The sequence below is a fragment of the Blautia sp. OF03-15BH genome (genome assembly GCF_003463065.1).
GTDB lineage: Bacteria > Bacillota > Clostridia > Lachnospirales > Lachnospiraceae > Limivivens.
This window is the reverse complement of the sequence record NZ_QSCM01000001.1, coordinates 586,869-602,726: the sequence shown is the minus strand read 5'-3', so window position 1 is coordinate 602,726 and position 15,858 is coordinate 586,869. Positions and strand designations below refer to the sequence as shown.

16 protein-coding genes are annotated in these 15,858 nt (G+C 47.1%); 10 read left to right on the top strand and 6 right to left on the bottom strand.

Features of this window, described 5'->3' with window-relative positions:
• The first annotated feature begins 5 nt into the window (after positions 1-5).
• The 6 genes from pelF to DXA57_RS02615 are packed head-to-tail and all read left to right on the top strand — an operon-like array spanning position 6 to position 7,406.
• Positions 6-1,430, top strand: coding sequence for a GT4 family glycosyltransferase PelF (pelF, locus tag DXA57_RS02640; RefSeq protein WP_117764341.1), 1,425 nt, complete (start codon positions 6-8; stop codon positions 1,428-1,430).
• A complete protein-coding gene (gene pelG / locus DXA57_RS02635) occupies positions 1,411-2,880 on the top strand; it encodes an exopolysaccharide Pel transporter PelG (protein WP_117764340.1) in 1,470 nt (489 codons plus the stop codon). The genes pelF and pelG overlap by 20 nt, the downstream gene beginning before the upstream one ends.
• On the top strand, positions 2,867-4,648 hold the full coding sequence (locus tag DXA57_RS02630) for a CotH kinase family protein (RefSeq protein ID WP_117764339.1): 1,782 nt from the start codon (positions 2,867-2,869) through the stop codon (positions 4,646-4,648). The genes pelG and DXA57_RS02630 overlap by 14 nt, the downstream gene beginning before the upstream one ends.
• Complete coding sequence (locus tag DXA57_RS02625) at positions 4,638-5,378, top strand: polyphosphate polymerase domain-containing protein (RefSeq protein WP_117764338.1); 741 nt, start codon at positions 4,638-4,640, stop codon at positions 5,376-5,378. Before DXA57_RS02630 ends, DXA57_RS02625 begins: the two co-directional genes overlap by 11 nt.
• A gap of 2 nt (positions 5,379-5,380) precedes the next feature.
• Complete coding sequence (locus tag DXA57_RS02620; protein ID WP_117764337.1) at positions 5,381-6,052, top strand: DUF4956 domain-containing protein; 672 nt, start codon at positions 5,381-5,383, stop codon at positions 6,050-6,052.
• Positions 6,045-7,406, top strand: a complete 1,362-nt coding sequence (locus DXA57_RS02615) for a DUF4832 domain-containing protein (RefSeq protein ID WP_117764336.1) — start codon at positions 6,045-6,047, stop codon at positions 7,404-7,406. The genes DXA57_RS02620 and DXA57_RS02615 overlap by 8 nt, the downstream gene beginning before the upstream one ends.
• A 108-nt stretch (positions 7,407-7,514) precedes the next feature.
• On the opposite strand, the gene DXA57_RS02610 is transcribed toward DXA57_RS02615, so the two are convergent.
• Together DXA57_RS02610 and DXA57_RS02605 are read right to left on the bottom strand one after the other, a co-directional pair.
• On the bottom strand, positions 7,515-9,278 hold the full coding sequence (locus DXA57_RS02610; protein ID WP_243005687.1) for an ABC transporter ATP-binding protein: 1,764 nt from the start codon (positions 9,276-9,278) through the stop codon (positions 7,515-7,517).
• Positions 9,275-11,020, bottom strand: coding sequence for an ABC transporter ATP-binding protein (locus tag DXA57_RS02605; RefSeq protein ID WP_117764335.1), 1,746 nt, complete (start codon positions 11,018-11,020; stop codon positions 9,275-9,277). The genes DXA57_RS02610 and DXA57_RS02605 overlap by 4 nt, the downstream gene beginning before the upstream one ends.
• Positions 11,021-11,149: 129 nt before the next feature.
• Here DXA57_RS02605 and DXA57_RS02600 point away from each other — a divergent pair, with 129 nt between their 5' ends.
• Entirely contained in the window at positions 11,150-12,001 is an 852-nt protein-coding gene (locus DXA57_RS02600; protein ID WP_117764334.1) for a LysR family transcriptional regulator, read from the top strand.
• A 38-nt stretch (positions 12,002-12,039) separates the two neighbouring features.
• Here the strand turns inward: DXA57_RS02600 and DXA57_RS17675 are convergent, their stop codons facing one another.
• The 3 genes from DXA57_RS17675 to DXA57_RS02585 form a co-directional block, all read right to left on the bottom strand.
• A complete protein-coding gene (locus tag DXA57_RS17675) occupies positions 12,040-13,029 on the bottom strand; it encodes a VanZ family protein (RefSeq protein ID WP_330423176.1) in 990 nt (329 codons plus the stop codon).
• A 130-nt stretch (positions 13,030-13,159) separates the two neighbouring features.
• Complete coding sequence (locus DXA57_RS02590; RefSeq protein WP_117764407.1) at positions 13,160-13,408, bottom strand: helix-turn-helix domain-containing protein; 249 nt, start codon at positions 13,406-13,408, stop codon at positions 13,160-13,162.
• 405 nt (positions 13,409-13,813) lie between these two features.
• Complete coding sequence (locus tag DXA57_RS02585; protein WP_158571218.1) at positions 13,814-14,167, bottom strand: helix-turn-helix domain-containing protein; 354 nt, start codon at positions 14,165-14,167, stop codon at positions 13,814-13,816.
• 266 nt (positions 14,168-14,433) lie between these two features.
• On the opposite strand from DXA57_RS02585, the gene DXA57_RS02580 reads away from it, so the two are divergent.
• The gene (locus DXA57_RS02580; RefSeq protein WP_117764331.1) at positions 14,434-14,640 is read left to right on the top strand and encodes a hypothetical protein; all 207 of its coding nucleotides are present in this window, start codon (positions 14,434-14,436) and stop codon (positions 14,638-14,640) included.
• A 9-nt stretch (positions 14,641-14,649) separates the two neighbouring features.
• Here the strand turns inward: DXA57_RS02580 and DXA57_RS02575 are convergent, their stop codons facing one another.
• Positions 14,650-15,111, bottom strand: coding sequence for a CYTH domain-containing protein (locus DXA57_RS02575; protein WP_117764330.1), 462 nt, complete (start codon positions 15,109-15,111; stop codon positions 14,650-14,652).
• A 35-nt stretch (positions 15,112-15,146) separates the two neighbouring features.
• Here DXA57_RS02575 and DXA57_RS17165 point away from each other — a divergent pair, with 35 nt between their 5' ends.
• A complete protein-coding gene (locus DXA57_RS17165) occupies positions 15,147-15,305 on the top strand; it encodes a hypothetical protein (RefSeq protein ID WP_158571217.1) in 159 nt (52 codons plus the stop codon).
• The gene (locus tag DXA57_RS02570; protein WP_117764329.1) at positions 15,298-15,849 is read left to right on the top strand and encodes a DJ-1 family glyoxalase III; all 552 of its coding nucleotides are present in this window, start codon (positions 15,298-15,300) and stop codon (positions 15,847-15,849) included. The genes DXA57_RS17165 and DXA57_RS02570 overlap by 8 nt, the downstream gene beginning before the upstream one ends.
• Positions 15,850-15,858: the final 9 nt, after the last annotated feature.

Here is a 15,858-nt window from a genome sequence, read left to right as displayed (position 1 = left end):
AAAGCGTGAAGATCTGTCTGATTTTAGAGGGATGCTATCCCTATGTGTTTGGCGGTGTTTCCACATGGATGCACCAGTATATTAATCAAATGAAAGAGCATGAATTTGTGCTCTGGGTGATTGGAGCCAAAGCGGAAAGCAGAGGGAAATTTGTCTATGAGCTTCCGCCTCAGGTCAAAGAGGTTCATGAGGTCTTTCTGGATGATGCACTTAAGGTGAAGGATAAGAAAAAAATGAGACACATTTTTTCAGAAGAGGAAAAGGAAAGTCTCAAAGAATTGATGCTTTGCGGCAGACCGGACTGGGAAGTTCTCTTCCGTCTGTATCATGATAAAGAACTCAATCCGATGGCATTTCTGAAAAGTGAAGAGTTTCTTGAGATTCTGACAGAGTGCTGTGAGGAACAGTATCCGTACATTGCCTTTGCGGATGCCTTTCATACCATGCGTTCCATGCTTTTGCCGGTGCTCTATCTGATGGGAACAAAAGTGCCGCAGGCGGATGTGTATCATGCAATCTGTACCGGATATGGAGGTCTTCTGGCCTGCCTTGGAGGATATGTCAACAACCGGGATGTCCTTCTTACGGAACATGGGATTTATACCCGTGAACGGGAGGAAGAGATCATCCGTGCAAAATGGGTGGTTCCGTCTTTCAAGAAACAATGGATCTCCTTTTTTTATATGTTGTCAGATATGATTTATCAAAGAGCATTCCGCGTAACCAGTCTTTTCACAAATGCAATGAAAACACAGATACAGATGGGCTGTGCTCCGGAAAAATGCCGGGTGATCGCCAATGGGATCAATTACGAGCGATTGGCAGAGATCCCTTTGAAGAAGCCGGATGGCTGGGTGGATATCGGTGCAGTTGTGAGACTGGCACCGATCAAGGATATCAAAACTATGATTTATGCATTTTTTGAACTGGCGGCGAGAGTAGAAAAGGTGCGCCTTCATATTCTGGGAGGCGTCGATGATGAAGAATATGCGGAAGAGTGTTATGCACTTGTAGAGCAGCTACAGTTAAAAAACCTCATTTTTACCGGACGTGTAGATATCGTAAAATATATGGAAAAACTGGATTTTACGATTCTGACGAGTATATCGGAAGGCCAGCCTTTGTCTGTGCTGGAGTCTTTTGCAGCAAGGCGGCCCTGTGTGACAACAGATGTTGGCTGCTGTAAAGAACTGTTGGAAGGAAATGAAGAGGATTGCTGCGGTCGGGCAGGTTATTATGTGCCGCCTATGTACAGAGAAGGACTGGCAGACGCAATGGAAAAAATGTGTGCTTCCGAGGTGCGACGCAGACGGATGGGAAAAAACGGACAGAACCGGGCACGGCTCTATTACAGACAGGAAAAAATGATTGAGAATTACCGGAGCGTGTACAAGGAGGTGGAAGAGAAAAATGGCTGGGATCGGATTTGAACTGAAGAAGCTTTTTAACAGGCGTGGCTTGTTTGCAAGCGTCCGGGCTTACGGATATGCAGGAATCGTCTGTACCGGACCGATGCTGCTTGGAATCGTGCTGCTTCTTGGCGTTCTGTTTCTCTGCAGCCTGACCGGGGGCTCCGAACACAGCAGAGAGCTTTTGGTGTGTATGATCACCTATACGCTTCTGTCTTCGCTGACAGTCACCAGCTTTCTTTCCATGGTGGTAACGAGATTTATAGCAGATCAGCTGTATGAAGAAAATTATGAAACGATACTGCCTTCTTTCTGGGGCTCTTCCGCTCTTATGCTGATCGTTGGAGGAATTCTTTATGGGATTTTTCTTGCTTTTTCAGGAGCAGGACTGCTGGATGGTTTTCTGTGTCTGGGGCTTTTCGGAGAATTGATCCTTACCTGGAATGCCATGAGCTATTTGACAGCGATCAAGGATTACAGAGGGATTCTTCTGGCATTTGTAGCCGCCATTGTGGTGACCTTTCTGGTCGGCTGGTTTCTGCTTTTTTTGAAAATTCCCCATGTGGAAGCTTTACTGATCGCTGTCTTTATTGGATACGGAGTCATGATGCTCTGGGATACAGCACTGTTGTACCAGTATTTTCCGCAGGGAAACGGCAGTGCATTTTTCTTTCTGAAATGGGTGGATCAGTTTCTTCCGTTGGCTTTTACCGGGCTTTTTCTCCATATCGGACTGTTTTCACATCTGGTTATTATGTGGGCAGGACCGCTGCAGGTGAAGGTGCAGGGGCTTTTTGTCGGAGCCCCTTATCATGATGTACCGGCACTGGCTGCCTTTCTCACGATCCTGATCACAACGGTGAACTTTGTTGTTTCTGTGGAGGTTAATTTTTATCCCAAATACCGTAACTATTATAGTCTCTTCAATGATAAAGGAGCGATCGGTGATATTCAGCAGGCAGGAAAAGAAATGCAGAAGGTACTAAATATGGAACTGAAATACACGGCATTAAAACAGCTCTTAACGACAGCACTTGCAATTTCTGTGGGAGGATTTCTGCTGAATGCGCTTCCACTTGGCTTTAATGATCTCATGGAAGGGTATTTTCGGACGCTCTGCGTTGGTTATGGGCTTTATGCTGTAGCAAACACGATGCTGCTGCTTCTGCTGTATTTTACGGATTATCAGGGGGCGTTGTGGTTGTCCGGAATCTTTGCAGCAGGAACGTCTGTGTTTACGTTTTTTTCTCTTTTTTTTCCGAAGGTATATTATGGGTTTGGCTTTCTCATTGGCTGTGGGATCTTTTTTCTTCTGGCTGTGATCAGGCTGGATGCGTATACCAGGAAACTTCCGTATTATATACTGAGTGTACAGCCGGTGGTGGCAGAGGATAAAACAGGGGTGTTTACCAGGCTTGGATATTTTCTGAATAAAAAACTGGAAGGGAGACAGGAGCATGAAAAGATATAAGAAAGCAGCAGGGATCCTGGCAGTACTTCTTGCAGCTGTCTTGTGCGGAGGCTGCATGTCTACGACCATGCAGAAGACCGGAGAACAATCAACAGAAGTGGAAAGCGAAAACTCTGGAGTGGAAAAAGAAGAAAAACCTGAGATCAACGAGATTCATCTCAGGGATAAAGATACCTTATATGAGAACGATGATGACACCAGTGTAGTGACCATGTATCTGACGGTTTCCAGAGGAAATTCCTCGGAGAATACGGATCATTCCTGGAGTGAGATTAACAGCTATTCTGTATCTGATTATGAAGAAATGGGAGTGGAACGTTATCAGGTGGCCGGGCTTTTACAGGTAGGAGATGAAAACGGACCGGAAGCGGGAGAAGTCGGTTATGGGGAAAAGGTACCTAATGCAACGGTGCAGATTCGTGGACAGACTTCCAGCCGCTATGCACAGAAGAATTACAAGATTGAACTGAAGAAAAATAAAGGGACCTGGAGAGGGCAGCGGACGATCAACCTGAACAAACATATGGGAGAAGGAATGCGTTTCCGGAACAAACTGGCCTATGACTTGCTGAAAGGGATCCCGGAACTTCTCAGTTTGCGAACACAGTTTGTACATTTGTATGTCAAAGATGAGACAGAAGGGGAGAATGGAGGTTTCTCTGATTATGGACTTTATACGCAGGTGGAGCAACTGAATAAAACAGGAATGAAAGCCCATGGACTGGATTTCAACGGACAGTTATATAAGGTCAATTCTTTTGAATTTTACCGGTATGAGGATGTGATCAAAAAGGAGGACGAGGCAGGATATGACCAGAGGGCATTTGAGGAACGGCTGGAGATCAAAGGAAGCTCCGATCACAGAAAACTGATCCGGATGCTGGAGGCAGTAAATGATTATTCCAAGCCTGTCAGTACCGTTCTGGAGCAATATTTTGACAAAGAAAACCTGACTTACTGGATGGCCTTTCAGATCCTGACAGGAAATGTTGACACGCAGAATCGAAACACCTATCTGTACAGTCCTTTGAATTCGGATACCTGGTACTTTATCTGCTGGGATAATGACGGGGCATTTATGAGAAGCGAGTATGTCAAAAGGCAGTTTTCCGATCAGGGAAGCTGGGAGTCTGGCGTCAGCAATTACTGGGGAAATATACTGTTTCAGCGTTGTCTGCAGTCGGAAACTTTCCGGGAAGAATTAGATGAGGCAATCCTGGATCTGAAAACGTATCTGAGTGAGGACAGACTTCGCACAATGATCGGACGTTATCAGGCGGTGGTAAAGCCTTATGCGTATTCCATGCCGGATCAGATGAATGAACCGCTTACAGAGGATGCGTATGATGAGATTGCTTCCGAAATTCCGGGAGAAGTGGAGAACAATTATCAGCTTTATCTGGAGAGCCTGAAAAAGCCTATGCCGTTTTATATTGGAAAACCAGTGATCACAGGGCAGAAGCTGAAGGTCAACTGGGATATTTCCTATGATTTTGATGCGGAGGATATCACGTATACCGTAGAGGTTGCCAGGGATTATCTGTTTCGTGATGTCATTTACCGTTCAGAGAGACAGCTTCTACCGGAAGCAGAACTGGATCTTCCGGAGGCCGGACAGTATTTTGTGAGAGTGCAGGCGGAAAACAGCTCCGGCTATACGCAGGATGCTTTCGATTATTATGTAACGGATTCCGGAAAAAATTATGGAATGAGGTGTTTCTACATTACGCAGGATGGTCGGGTTGAGGAAGATCTTTATGGAGAATAGAAAAAAAGAATGTTTTCGGAATGAATGGAAATATCTTATCAGTACCAGTGAAAAGGAACTGCTGAAGCTGCGGATGAAGCACTTTCTGAAACTGGATCCTCATGCGGGAACAGGCAGCTACATGATCAGGAGTCTTTATTTTGACGATTACTGGAATAGTGCCTTTGAAGAAAAAGAAGCGGGAGTTCTGATGCGAAAAAAATACCGTATCCGGATCTATGATTGTAGCGAACGGTCGATCAGACTGGAACGGAAGAAAAAATTCGGAAGCTTTATTTACAAAGAAAGTGCCCCTCTTACAAAAGAAGAAGTCTGGAAAATCCTGGATGGAGACTATGGATTTCTGTTGAAAAGTCCCTACCCTCTCTGCAGGGAATTCTATGTGGAGTGTGTCAGCAGTCTGATGCGGCCGCGCACGATCGTGGATTATGACAGGGAGCCGTGGATCCTGGATGAGGGAACCGTCCGGATCACGTTTGATTCGGATGTAAGAGCTGCGATCGGCAGTTTTGATATGTTTGACCCGACCCTGCCGACGCTGCCGGTGCTGGAACCGGGAAAACTGATCATGGAAGTAAAGTTTACCGAGCTGCTTCCGCAGATCGTGAAAGAGATCCTGCCTCCGCAGGCGGCTGAATTTACAGCTGTTTCCAAATATGTGCTCTGTTATGAGAAGACGAGATATAAAAACGGGTTTGAATATTGGTATGAAACAGAAGAGAGGAAATGATTATGAGCGTAAAAGATGTGATTAAAAAATCAGTACTGGAATCGGGAGCATTTGGCCGGTATGATATTCCGGCAGTTTTTGCAGCTTTGATCGCGGCACTGTTACTGGGAATTTTGATCTTTCTGGTCTATAAGAAATTTTATGCGGGAGTTATTTATTCCAGGACTTTTGCGGTGACACTGGTAGGAATGACGGTCCTGACCTGTATGGTAACACTGGCGATCAGTACGAATGTGGTGATCTCTCTTGGTATGGTCGGTGCCTTGTCGATCGTGCGTTTCCGTACTGCGGTCAAGGATCCGATGGACCTTCTGTACCTTTTCTGGGCGATCACAACGGGGATCACTGCAGGGGCGGAGATGTATGTTCTGGCACTTCTGGCAGCGGCGGTGATGATCCTGATGATCGTATTGTTTTATCATAAGCAGCAGAACGGCAGGATTTATATAGCAGTACTCCATTATACCGGAGACGAAGCGGGAGACGAGATCATCCGGTGCTTCGGAAAAAGAAAATATTTTATAAAATCCAAGACCATGCGTAAGGAGAAAACGGAAATGGCAGTCGAGCTTTTCTGCAAACAGACGGATATGGATTTTATGGAAAAGATACGGGCGATCGAGCAGGTCGAAGATGTTACGCTGATCCAGTATAACGGAGAATATCATGGCTAAAAAAGCAGTTTTGCTGCTGACAGCCGTTATCGGGGCAGCAATATTGGCAGCGGGAGCTGGAATGTTTGGAGCAGAGAGAAGAAAATTTGTAAAAGAATATCGGGAATCGCAGGCGGTATTCGGGAATCCGCTGATGGGATATGCGAAAAATGCATGGCATGAAGAAGTCGCAGAGGATGTTTCTCTTTTGTATGTAGATATCACCTGGGCTGAACTGGAACCGGAGGAAGGGATCTATGCCTGGACAGCGATCGAAGAGGAAAATCAGATCGCAAGGTGGAAAAAAGAAGGAAAACACCTGGTTCTGAGATTTCTCTGTGATCTTCCGGGAACGGAAGCCCATATGGATATTCCGCAGTGGCTGTATGAAAAAAGCGGAGAAGCAGGACAATGGTATGACGGCGAATATGGAAAAGGATTTGCTCCGGATTACAGGGACCAGACGATTATCGACAGTCATGCAAAGGCGGTAAAAGCGCTTGGAGAGCATTTTGGGCAGGATGGAATGATCAGCTATATCGAACTGGGAAGCCTTGGGCACTGGGGCGAGTGGCATGTGAATTATGAAGAAGGAATTGCAAGACTGCCGGGAGAAAAAATCCGGGAAGCGTATATCCGTCCATGGATGGAAGCCTTTCCTGATGCCATGTTTCTGATGAGAAGGCCCTTTGCAGCGGCGAAAACCTATGGTTTTGGACTGTATAATGATATGACCGGTCATGAAAAAGATACGAAGACCTGGTTTGGCTGGATAGAACGGGGCGGCGAATATGAGCAGACTGGAGAAAAAAATGCGCTTGCTGCAATGAAAGATTTCTGGAAAACGGCACCTTCCGGAGGTGAATTTACCAGTTCTCTTGAAATGGAAGAAATGCTTGTGACAGATCTGGAACGGACAGTAGAGCTGATCCGGGAAGCGCATACCACCTTTCTGGGTCCGAAGGTTCCTCCGCTGGAGTACCCGGAAGGATACCGGGAAGTTCTGAAAAATATGGGTTACAGGATCTGGATCTCCAGTGCAGAGATAAAAAAGAAAGGAAAAGGCTCGCTTGTGAGACTGGTCTGGAAAAATTCGGGAGTGGCTCCTTTTTATAAAGACTGGCCGGCTTATCTGTATCTGGAAGACAGTACGGGAAAAATAATAGAAAAGCAAGAAATCAAGATCAAGATCTCATCACTGCTTCCGGACATGGAAATCGTGACAGATACCTGGCTGGAACTGAAAGCTCCGGGAAAATTAAAGATAAACGAGTATCGTCTTTCCGTTGGAATGGAGGATCCGATGACAAAAACAGCACAGGTCCGTTTTGCAATGGAGGCATTCTATCAGGACGGGAAGAATTATCTCTGGTAGGATCCATGATTATAAGTAAAAAAAGAAATCCACCGCGCATATGCATGGTGGATTTCTTTTTGGCAGGCAGCAGATCTTGCGCCTGTTTTGGATTTTCTGAAAGTATGATTACTGAGCCACGTTGACGAACTGACTGTTGTAGAGATGATTGTAAAAACCGTTCTCTTTCATCAGATCATCGTGAGTTCCCTGTTCGATGATCCGCCCGTCTTTCATGACGAGGATCCAGTCTGCATTGCGGATGGTAGAAAGACGATGGGCAACGATGAAGCTGGTACGGCCCTGCATGAGCTGGTCAAAGGCCTCCTGGATCTGCAGCTCGGTACGGGTATCGATGCTGGAGGTTGCTTCATCCAGGATCAGCATGGGCGGCAGGCAGAGCATAACACGCGTGATACAGAGCAGCTGTTTCTGTCCCTGGCTTAAGCTGTCTTCCGTAAGAACCGTATCAAGTCCGTCCGGGAGACGACGGATAAACTCCCAGCTGTGGGAACGTTTTGCTGCTTCTTTGATCTCCTCGTCGGTAGCGTCCGGTTTTCCGATGCAGATGTTCTCACGGACAGTGCCGGCTTTGATCCAGGTGTCCTGAAGGACCATCCCGTAATTGCTTCGAAGAGAATGACGCGTTACCTGTTTGATCGGCTGGCCGTCTACCAGGATATCGCCCTGATCGGTATCATAGAAACGCATGAGCAGGTTGATAAAGGTTGTTTTTCCACAACCGGTCGGTCCTACGATGGCGACACGCATACCGGGTTTTGCCTGGAAATTGAAATGCTCGATGAGTTTTTTCGACTTGTCATAGGAGAAGGACACATCTTCAATGTGTACGTCTCCGGCTGCTTTGCCGAGCTCGCTGGAGACTTCCGGAGTTTCAGAAGGTTCCTCCAGAAGTTCAAAGATCCGGCCGGCACAGGCCAGGGCATTCTGGAGCTCGGTAATGACTGAACTGATATCATTGAAAGGCTTCATATACTGGTTTGCATAAGAGAGCAGTACGGAAAGACCGCCGACGCTCAGAAAACCGCCGGGGATCATAAATGCACCTACCAGTGCCACACCTGCGTAAATGACATTGTTGACAAAGCGGGTGGACGGGTTTGTCAGACTGCTGTAGAAAACGGCTTTCTGGCTATAGTTTTTCAGGTCTTCATTGATTTTTGCAAAGCGTTCAGAAGCCTTTTCCTCGTAGCCGAAGGCCTGTACCACTTTCTGGTTTCCGATCATTTCTTCAATGAGGGCGGTTTGTTTTCCACGGGTCTCACTCTGTTTCCGGAACATCTGGAAGGAGTGGCTGGAAATAAATTTTGCCACGAAAAAGCTTAAGGGTGTCAGGACGATGACCATCAGCGTGATCCAGACGTTTTTGGAAAACATGAAGATCAGGGTTCCGACGATGGTTACGATACCGGAAAACAGCTGGGTAAAGCCAAGGAGAAGACCATCGGAAAGGATATCGGTGTCGGCAATGACACGGCTGATGATGTCTCCGGTGCTGTGCTGATCCAGGTAGGCAAGCGGCAGTTCCTGGATGTGACGGATCGCTTTGGCACGGATGTCCTGTACGGTACGGTAGGTCATCCGGTTATTGATGATGCTCATGATCCAGGTAGAAACGGAAGAAACGATGACCATGACCAGGATCCGGGAGAGATAATACCACATCCGCTCAAAATCAACGGCATGGGCACCGATCACTTCATCGATGGCATTTCCGAACAGAATCGGCACATAGAGCTGCAGCACAACGGTGACTGCGGCCAGGACGATACTCAGGATCAGAAGAAAACGGTAATTCCCGATCATACGAAGGACTTTAAAGAAGGTCTCCATACTGCTTTTCGGCATTTTTTTCTTTTTGCTGTTACTCATTTGGCTGCCTCCTTATCGTTTTTGCGTTCTTCAGGAAACTGAGAAAAGAAGATCTCGCGGTAGGTCTCGCAGGACTGCATCAGTTCTTCATGTGTTCCCTTTCCTGCCAGAAGACCGTCATCCAGGACCAGGATCAGATCAGCCTGACGGATGCTGGCGGCACGCTGGGAAACCAGGAAGGTGGTCACGCGGCCGCTAAGATCGTGGAGCGCTTTCCGAAGAGCGGCATCGGTGGCAAAATCCAGGGCACTGGCACTGTCATCCAGGATCAGGAACTCCGGCTTTTTCACCAGAGCCCGCGCAATGGTGAGACGCTGTCTCTGACCGCCGGAGAGGTTCCGGCCGTTCTGCTCCAGATGGAAATCCAGCTGACCGTCTTTCTTCTCAACGATTTCTTTTGCCTGGGCAATGGTAAGCGCCTCCCAGATCTCTTGATCCGTGGCGTCGTCACGGCCCCATTTCATGTTGGCACGGATGCTTCCCTGGAAAAGGGCTGCCTTCTGGGGAACCACGCCGATCTTGCTGCGGAGTACACCTCTGGGATATTTCCGGACATCCACACCGTCTACCAGAACCTTTCCTTCGGAAGCATCATAGAAGCGGGTGATCAGATTTACCAGAGTGGATTTTCCGCTTCCGGTACCTCCGATGATGCCGACCGTCTGACCGGGATTTACAGAAAAGCTGATATTGGAAAGGCTGGGAGCCTTGCTGTTCTGGTAGCAGAAGGTCACGTTTTCAAAAGTGACTGCGGGGCTGTTTCTTCTGACGGAAACCGCTTTTTCCTGATATTCCATACTGGAACGGACTTTTAAGATGCCGGCCACACGCTCGGCACAGGCAGCGGATTTGTTCAGAGTGATGATAAGAGAAGCCAGTTTGATGAGTTCAACGATCATCTGGGCCATATAGTTGTAAAGAGCGACCACTTCACCCTGCTGCATGTTTCCAAGGTTTACTTCTACGCCGGCTTTCTGGATCAGGAAGACGGTAGCAATGTTGATGAGAACATAGGTTGCCGGATTCAGGAAAGCGGAGATCCTTCCGACAAACTCATTCAGCTTTGTGAGATCCCGGTTGCGGGCATCAAATTCTTCAACAGACTCTTTTTCCCGGCAGAAGGCGCGGATGACACGGATACCGGTAAGATTCTCACGGGTCAGTCTGGTGACCGCATCCAGCCGGCCCTGCACTTTTTTAAAGAGCGGGATGCTGACGTACATGATAACGAAGGCCACCAGGAAGAGAATGGGGATCGCGATCACGAAGATCAATGCACAACGGACGTTGATTGTGAAAGCCATGACCATAGAGCCGAGAACGATAAAGGGGCTTCGAAGAAGAAGGCGAAGACCCATATTTACGCCGTTCTGGACCTGATTCACGTCATCGGTGAGACGGGTGATGAGCGTATCCGTTCCCAGGGTATCCAGCTCGGTAAAAGAGAGGCGCTGGATGTGGTCAAAGACCGCCTGACGGAGATTGGCGGCGAAGCCGACGCTGGCTTTCGCTGCAAAATACTGGGCAGTAAAGCTGCAGGTAAGACCGGCAGCTGCCATAAGGATCAGAATAAAAAATCTCTGGACGATGTAGCCATGATCGTTCTGAGCCACTCCCACATCGATGATCTGGGCAATGACAAGGGGGACGATCAGGTCAAACACGACTTCCAGAAACTTGAAAAACGGTGCAAGAATACTTTCCTTTTTATATTCTTTCAGATAGCACGCAAGTGAGCGCATGTTTTTCCCTCCATATAAATATTTTTTCCGCTTTGACTTATTCATTATAGTCTTGTAGAATGTAATAGGAGTAATATTGTTTTTAAACTATTTTAATACAAAAAATATATAACAAACTCGGAGGCATTTATGGAGATCAGGCAGCTGGAATACTTTCGGGAGATTGCCACTACCGGCAGCATCAATGAGGCAGCCAGACGGCTCAATATGTCACAGCCGCCATTGAGCTATCAGATGAAGCAACTGGAGGCAGAACTGAATGTGACGCTTTTTGAACGGAACAGGACGGGAGTGACGTTGACGGAAGCAGGGAAGCTTTTATATGAAAGGGCGGAAAACCTGCTGAATTTTGTGAATTCAACCAAACAGGAGGTGGCGGAGACCGGAAAAAAACAGGTACTCCGGATCGGGATGACGCCGACCACTGTGGGTACGATGATGCCTTTCATTTCAGAGTTTGCCCGGAAAAATCCGGATGTAAACTTTGAAGTGCACGATGGGATCACATATACTTTATATCATTATCTTATGGATGGGATCGTGGATGTGGCGGTGGTGCGCACGCCGTTAAGACTGGATGGAGTGGAGTATACAGAGCTTCATCAGGAACCGATGATCGCTGTGATCCCCACAGAAATGCGGCTGGAACGGGAGGGTGGACTTTATCTTATGGATCTTATGGACAGTCCGCTGATCCTTTATCGAAGATACGAAAAATTTATTCTGGAAGCGTTTGCGGCCCAGGGGCTGGATCCGGACATTTTCTGTCTCTGTGATGATGCCAGGGGAGCTATGCTCTGGGTGAGAGAGGGGCTGGCAGTCGCAGTCTTTCCGGAGTCCATGCGCTGTTTCTGTGAGGGACTTCATGTGGAAACACTGGTGGAGTCGTCGCTTGAGACCAAGATTCTTCTGATCTGGAAAAAGGGAAAGCAGCCGACCAGTCTTTTACAGAAATTTCTGGATATCTGTATGAAAAAATGAAAAAAACCCGGCTTTGAAAAGCCGGGATCCGGGCTGGATCAGACGAAATCGTCAAAAATCCAGTCTTTTTCTTTTTTCTTTTTCTTTACGGGAGCTTCCGGACCGTAACCGGGAGCAGGATTATTTTGTGGTCCGAAGTTGTTGTCCGGGTCGTAATAGCCATTCTGCGGCTCGCAGTTGTTGTCCGGGTCGTAATAGCCATTCTGTGGTCCGTAGCTGTTGTCCGGGTCGCAATAGCCGTTCTGCGGTCCGTAGTTGTTGCCCGGGTTGTAATAACCATTCCGCGGTCCGTAATGGCTGCCCTGGTCCGGGTTGCAATAATCATCCTGTGGGCGGAAACTGTTCTCCGGATCATAGTAGTTGTCCTGCGGCCCGTAGTCATTTTCGGAAGGATAGCCACCCTGCGGTTCACCGGTATGTTTCGTTTTCCTGCCGAATCGCTTTTTCTTCGGTCTTACCGGTGCTTCCTCCCAGTCGGGTCCCTGCTTATATTCGTATGCACAGGCTGCGGCGTTCTTCCTTTTAAAGTGTTTTTTCTCAGGGCGGGGTCGGAAAATCGTCTTCCTGCCGGTCCAGCCGATGATCCGTACCAGGATGATCCCCCAGAAAACGCCGAAACTGTCGATACAGACGTCCTTTACCGCCGGCGAACGGCCGGATATGAAGGATTGATGATATTCGTCTCCACAGGCAAAGCCCACACAGATGATCCCGGCAGTCAGCATCAGAAGAAAACCGTGAAGGCCATATACATAGAGGGGAAAAGAAACTGCTATCGCCAGAAGAAAATATTCTGTCATATGAGCAAGCTTTCGGGTAATAAAATTGATCTTGCCCGCCCACTGGGAAAGCTGCCAGTCTTCATGACCTCCGTCAAAGACATAGTCTGCGGTCTGGACGAGCTTGTAACTGACTTTATAGCTCATCTCCGAAGAAACCTCTCCGGGCTGTGCGGAAAAAGAATAGATCATATACATCAGCATCAGTGCAGGAAGGAAGGATAATGGTTTCAATAAGGTTCTTATCATAAGCATTCGCCTCCAATCGGCTCAATCATATCATCTGAAGGGGCTCTTGTCCAGATAGTTAAGAAAATAGTAAGGATGTGGGGAAATAAAAAATCCCCGGTGCCAGACCGGGGGACTTTTGAATACAGATTTATTTGCCGGAGGCATCCGGAAAATCAAAGAAACATTTGATGGGAACTTCCAGTACATCAGCGATGTCAAAAAGGGCTTCCAGAGAAATGCTGGTGGGCATATTCGGAGCTTCCAGATTGCTGATGTGGGTACGGCTGAGATCGCATTCCTCTGCCAGCTGAAGCTGTGTCAGACCATGCATTTTACGGTAATAAGCAACTGCAAGACCAAGCTGCTTGTACTGCTGTTTTCGTTTGTCACTTTTCATGTGTTGTCCGCCTTTCTGTTTTGGAAATTCATATCCTGCAAAGAGGCGCATGAAGCTGCGGCTTCTCGCAGAGTAATACTATGATGTTGGGGGCAAAAGGTCTTTTGCCTCCACGGATGCTTACGAATTGCTCCGCTGCAAAGCAGCTCCCGCAATTTGCCAAACATTCAAAATCCGCTGATTTACTGCGTAAATCGCTGCTTTTTTATGTTTGGTGGGTTCCAAGTTCAAAAGCCTTATCATGCAAGCATGAACGGCTTTTTGACTTTTTGCCCCTGGCAGCATCATACTATCATAAGTGTAGTATCTGGAAAATAAAAATGGAACAAATATCAATTATATAATAGCATAAAAATGATTTGCAAAATAAGGAAAAAGAGTTATAATAGAAAAAAAGAGAGAAAATCAGGGTTGATTTTGGAGAAAAACAGCGAATGAAAGAAGCTGTTCCCTGCGATCCTGGGGCAGAGAACGGTAGGTATCCATCAGTTTCTGCTCCGGTGAAGTGAGCGGAAGAACGAGTGGCTCTTTTGAGACCGCAATCTCTTCCAGATTCTCCGTATTGAGAAAATAGGTGAAAGGGACATCATAGAAATGTGCAAGGTCCATGATCACATCCAGGGAAGGCGTACGTTTGCCGCGCTCATAGTTGGAATAGGTTGCCCGGCCGATATTCAGTTTTGAGCTGACAAAGGCCTGCGTGTAATGATTTCGTTCACGAAGATCACGCAGTCTTTCAAACAGGATCTGATTGTTCATGAAAGCCTCCCGGTTACAGTCGTTTATCTTTGAAAAAATAGAGCGAAAAACAGAGGGTAAGGCGTAATATTTTTCCTCTGAAATCGTATTTTTCATTATAACAATGTCTGCCGCGTTAAAAAACGGCGTGTAACAAAATGAAACAAAAATAAGAACGATGCAACAAAATGTTGCAAAATACTAGCTGAAAATGGTATAATAAACGTGGTATATTAACTGTGGTTTTAAAACAGGCATCTGCCTGTCTGTTTCAGGAGGGAAAGAGAATGAAAGCATCTGTTTTTAATTTTGGAATGAAATACGGGGACAGTCCCAGAAGACCGGTGCGTTTTCTGGCAGGCTGCTGCAGAAAGTGGGAGCAGTGGAAGGCGGATCGTATCGAAAGAGAATTCCGGAAGGAAAAAGCCAGTGGAATGTCCGGACAGGATTCCGAAGTGATTTTAAAGAATATACTGGAGTATAAAAAAGGATGAGCCTGGGGCTCATCCTTTTTTTGACAGGTCAACAGAACTTAAGTAACTGTTGTGGTATTCTTTTTTAAAGGTGACATCTTCCGTGAACCAGTCGGGCGGAGTGAAGGTATTGGCAGCTTCTTCCGTGGGAAATTCCACTTCTGCCAGGATCATGCCTTCAAAGGCTCCGGAGAAAAGATCCAGTTCAATGGTAAGAATGTCATCCAGAGGAATGAGATAGCGCCGTTTGGTGATGACATTGCCGTCGGCTTTGGTTTTCAGGTGTTCGTAGGCTTCCTGTGTAAGGGGCAGATTGTATTCCTCATGAGCCATCATGCCACTGGATTTATAGGTCAGGATATAGCGGTCGTCCTGACGGCGGATGCGGACCACCGGAGCGGTACAAAGATACGCCTGCTCGATTTCATGGTAAGTATAGCGCTCCAGATGTTCCGGTAGTTCGCGGATCAGGTATTTGCGTTCGATTTCCATAGACAAACCTCCTTTTACGAGGAAGTTTACCATAAATGAAAAATCTTGTAAATCACTTGTATCGCAGGCAGAGATTTGCTAAGATAAGCGGTGACAACGATAGACAGGGACATTGGAGAAGATTTAAGGTTTTTCTGAGAATAAAGACAGAAAAAGCCGTAAGTCTTCCGGACAAGGAGGAAAAATATGAGTAAAGCATACGTATTTCTGGCAGACGGATTCGAAGAGATTGAAGGTCTTACCGTAGTAGATCTTTTAAGAAGGGCAGAGATCGAGACGATCACCGTTTCTGTCATGGGAAGAGAAGAGATCATCGGTTCTCACAGGATCCCTGTGGTGGCAGATACGCTGATCGGTGACGTACATCCGACCGTTGAAGATCTGCTGGTGCTTCCGGGCGGCATGCCGGGAACCCTGCATCTGGGAGACTGTGAAAAACTTAGGGAGCTTCTCCTGAAGGCGGCAGAAGAAAACGGTCGTATCGCAGCCATCTGTGCGGCACCTACTGTTTTTGGAAAACTCGGTTTATTAAATGGAAGAAAGGCCATCTGCTATCCGGGAATGGAGGAAGGCCTGACCGGTGCGGAAGTGACAGCAGAGCCTGTCGTGACAGATGGAAACATCACGACTTCCAGAGGTCTTGGAACCGCCATTCCGTTTGCACTCCGTCTCATAGAAGAACTGAGTGGAAAAGAAACGGCAGAGAGGATCGCAAAGAGTATTGTTTATCAGGCATAAGGAGGGAAT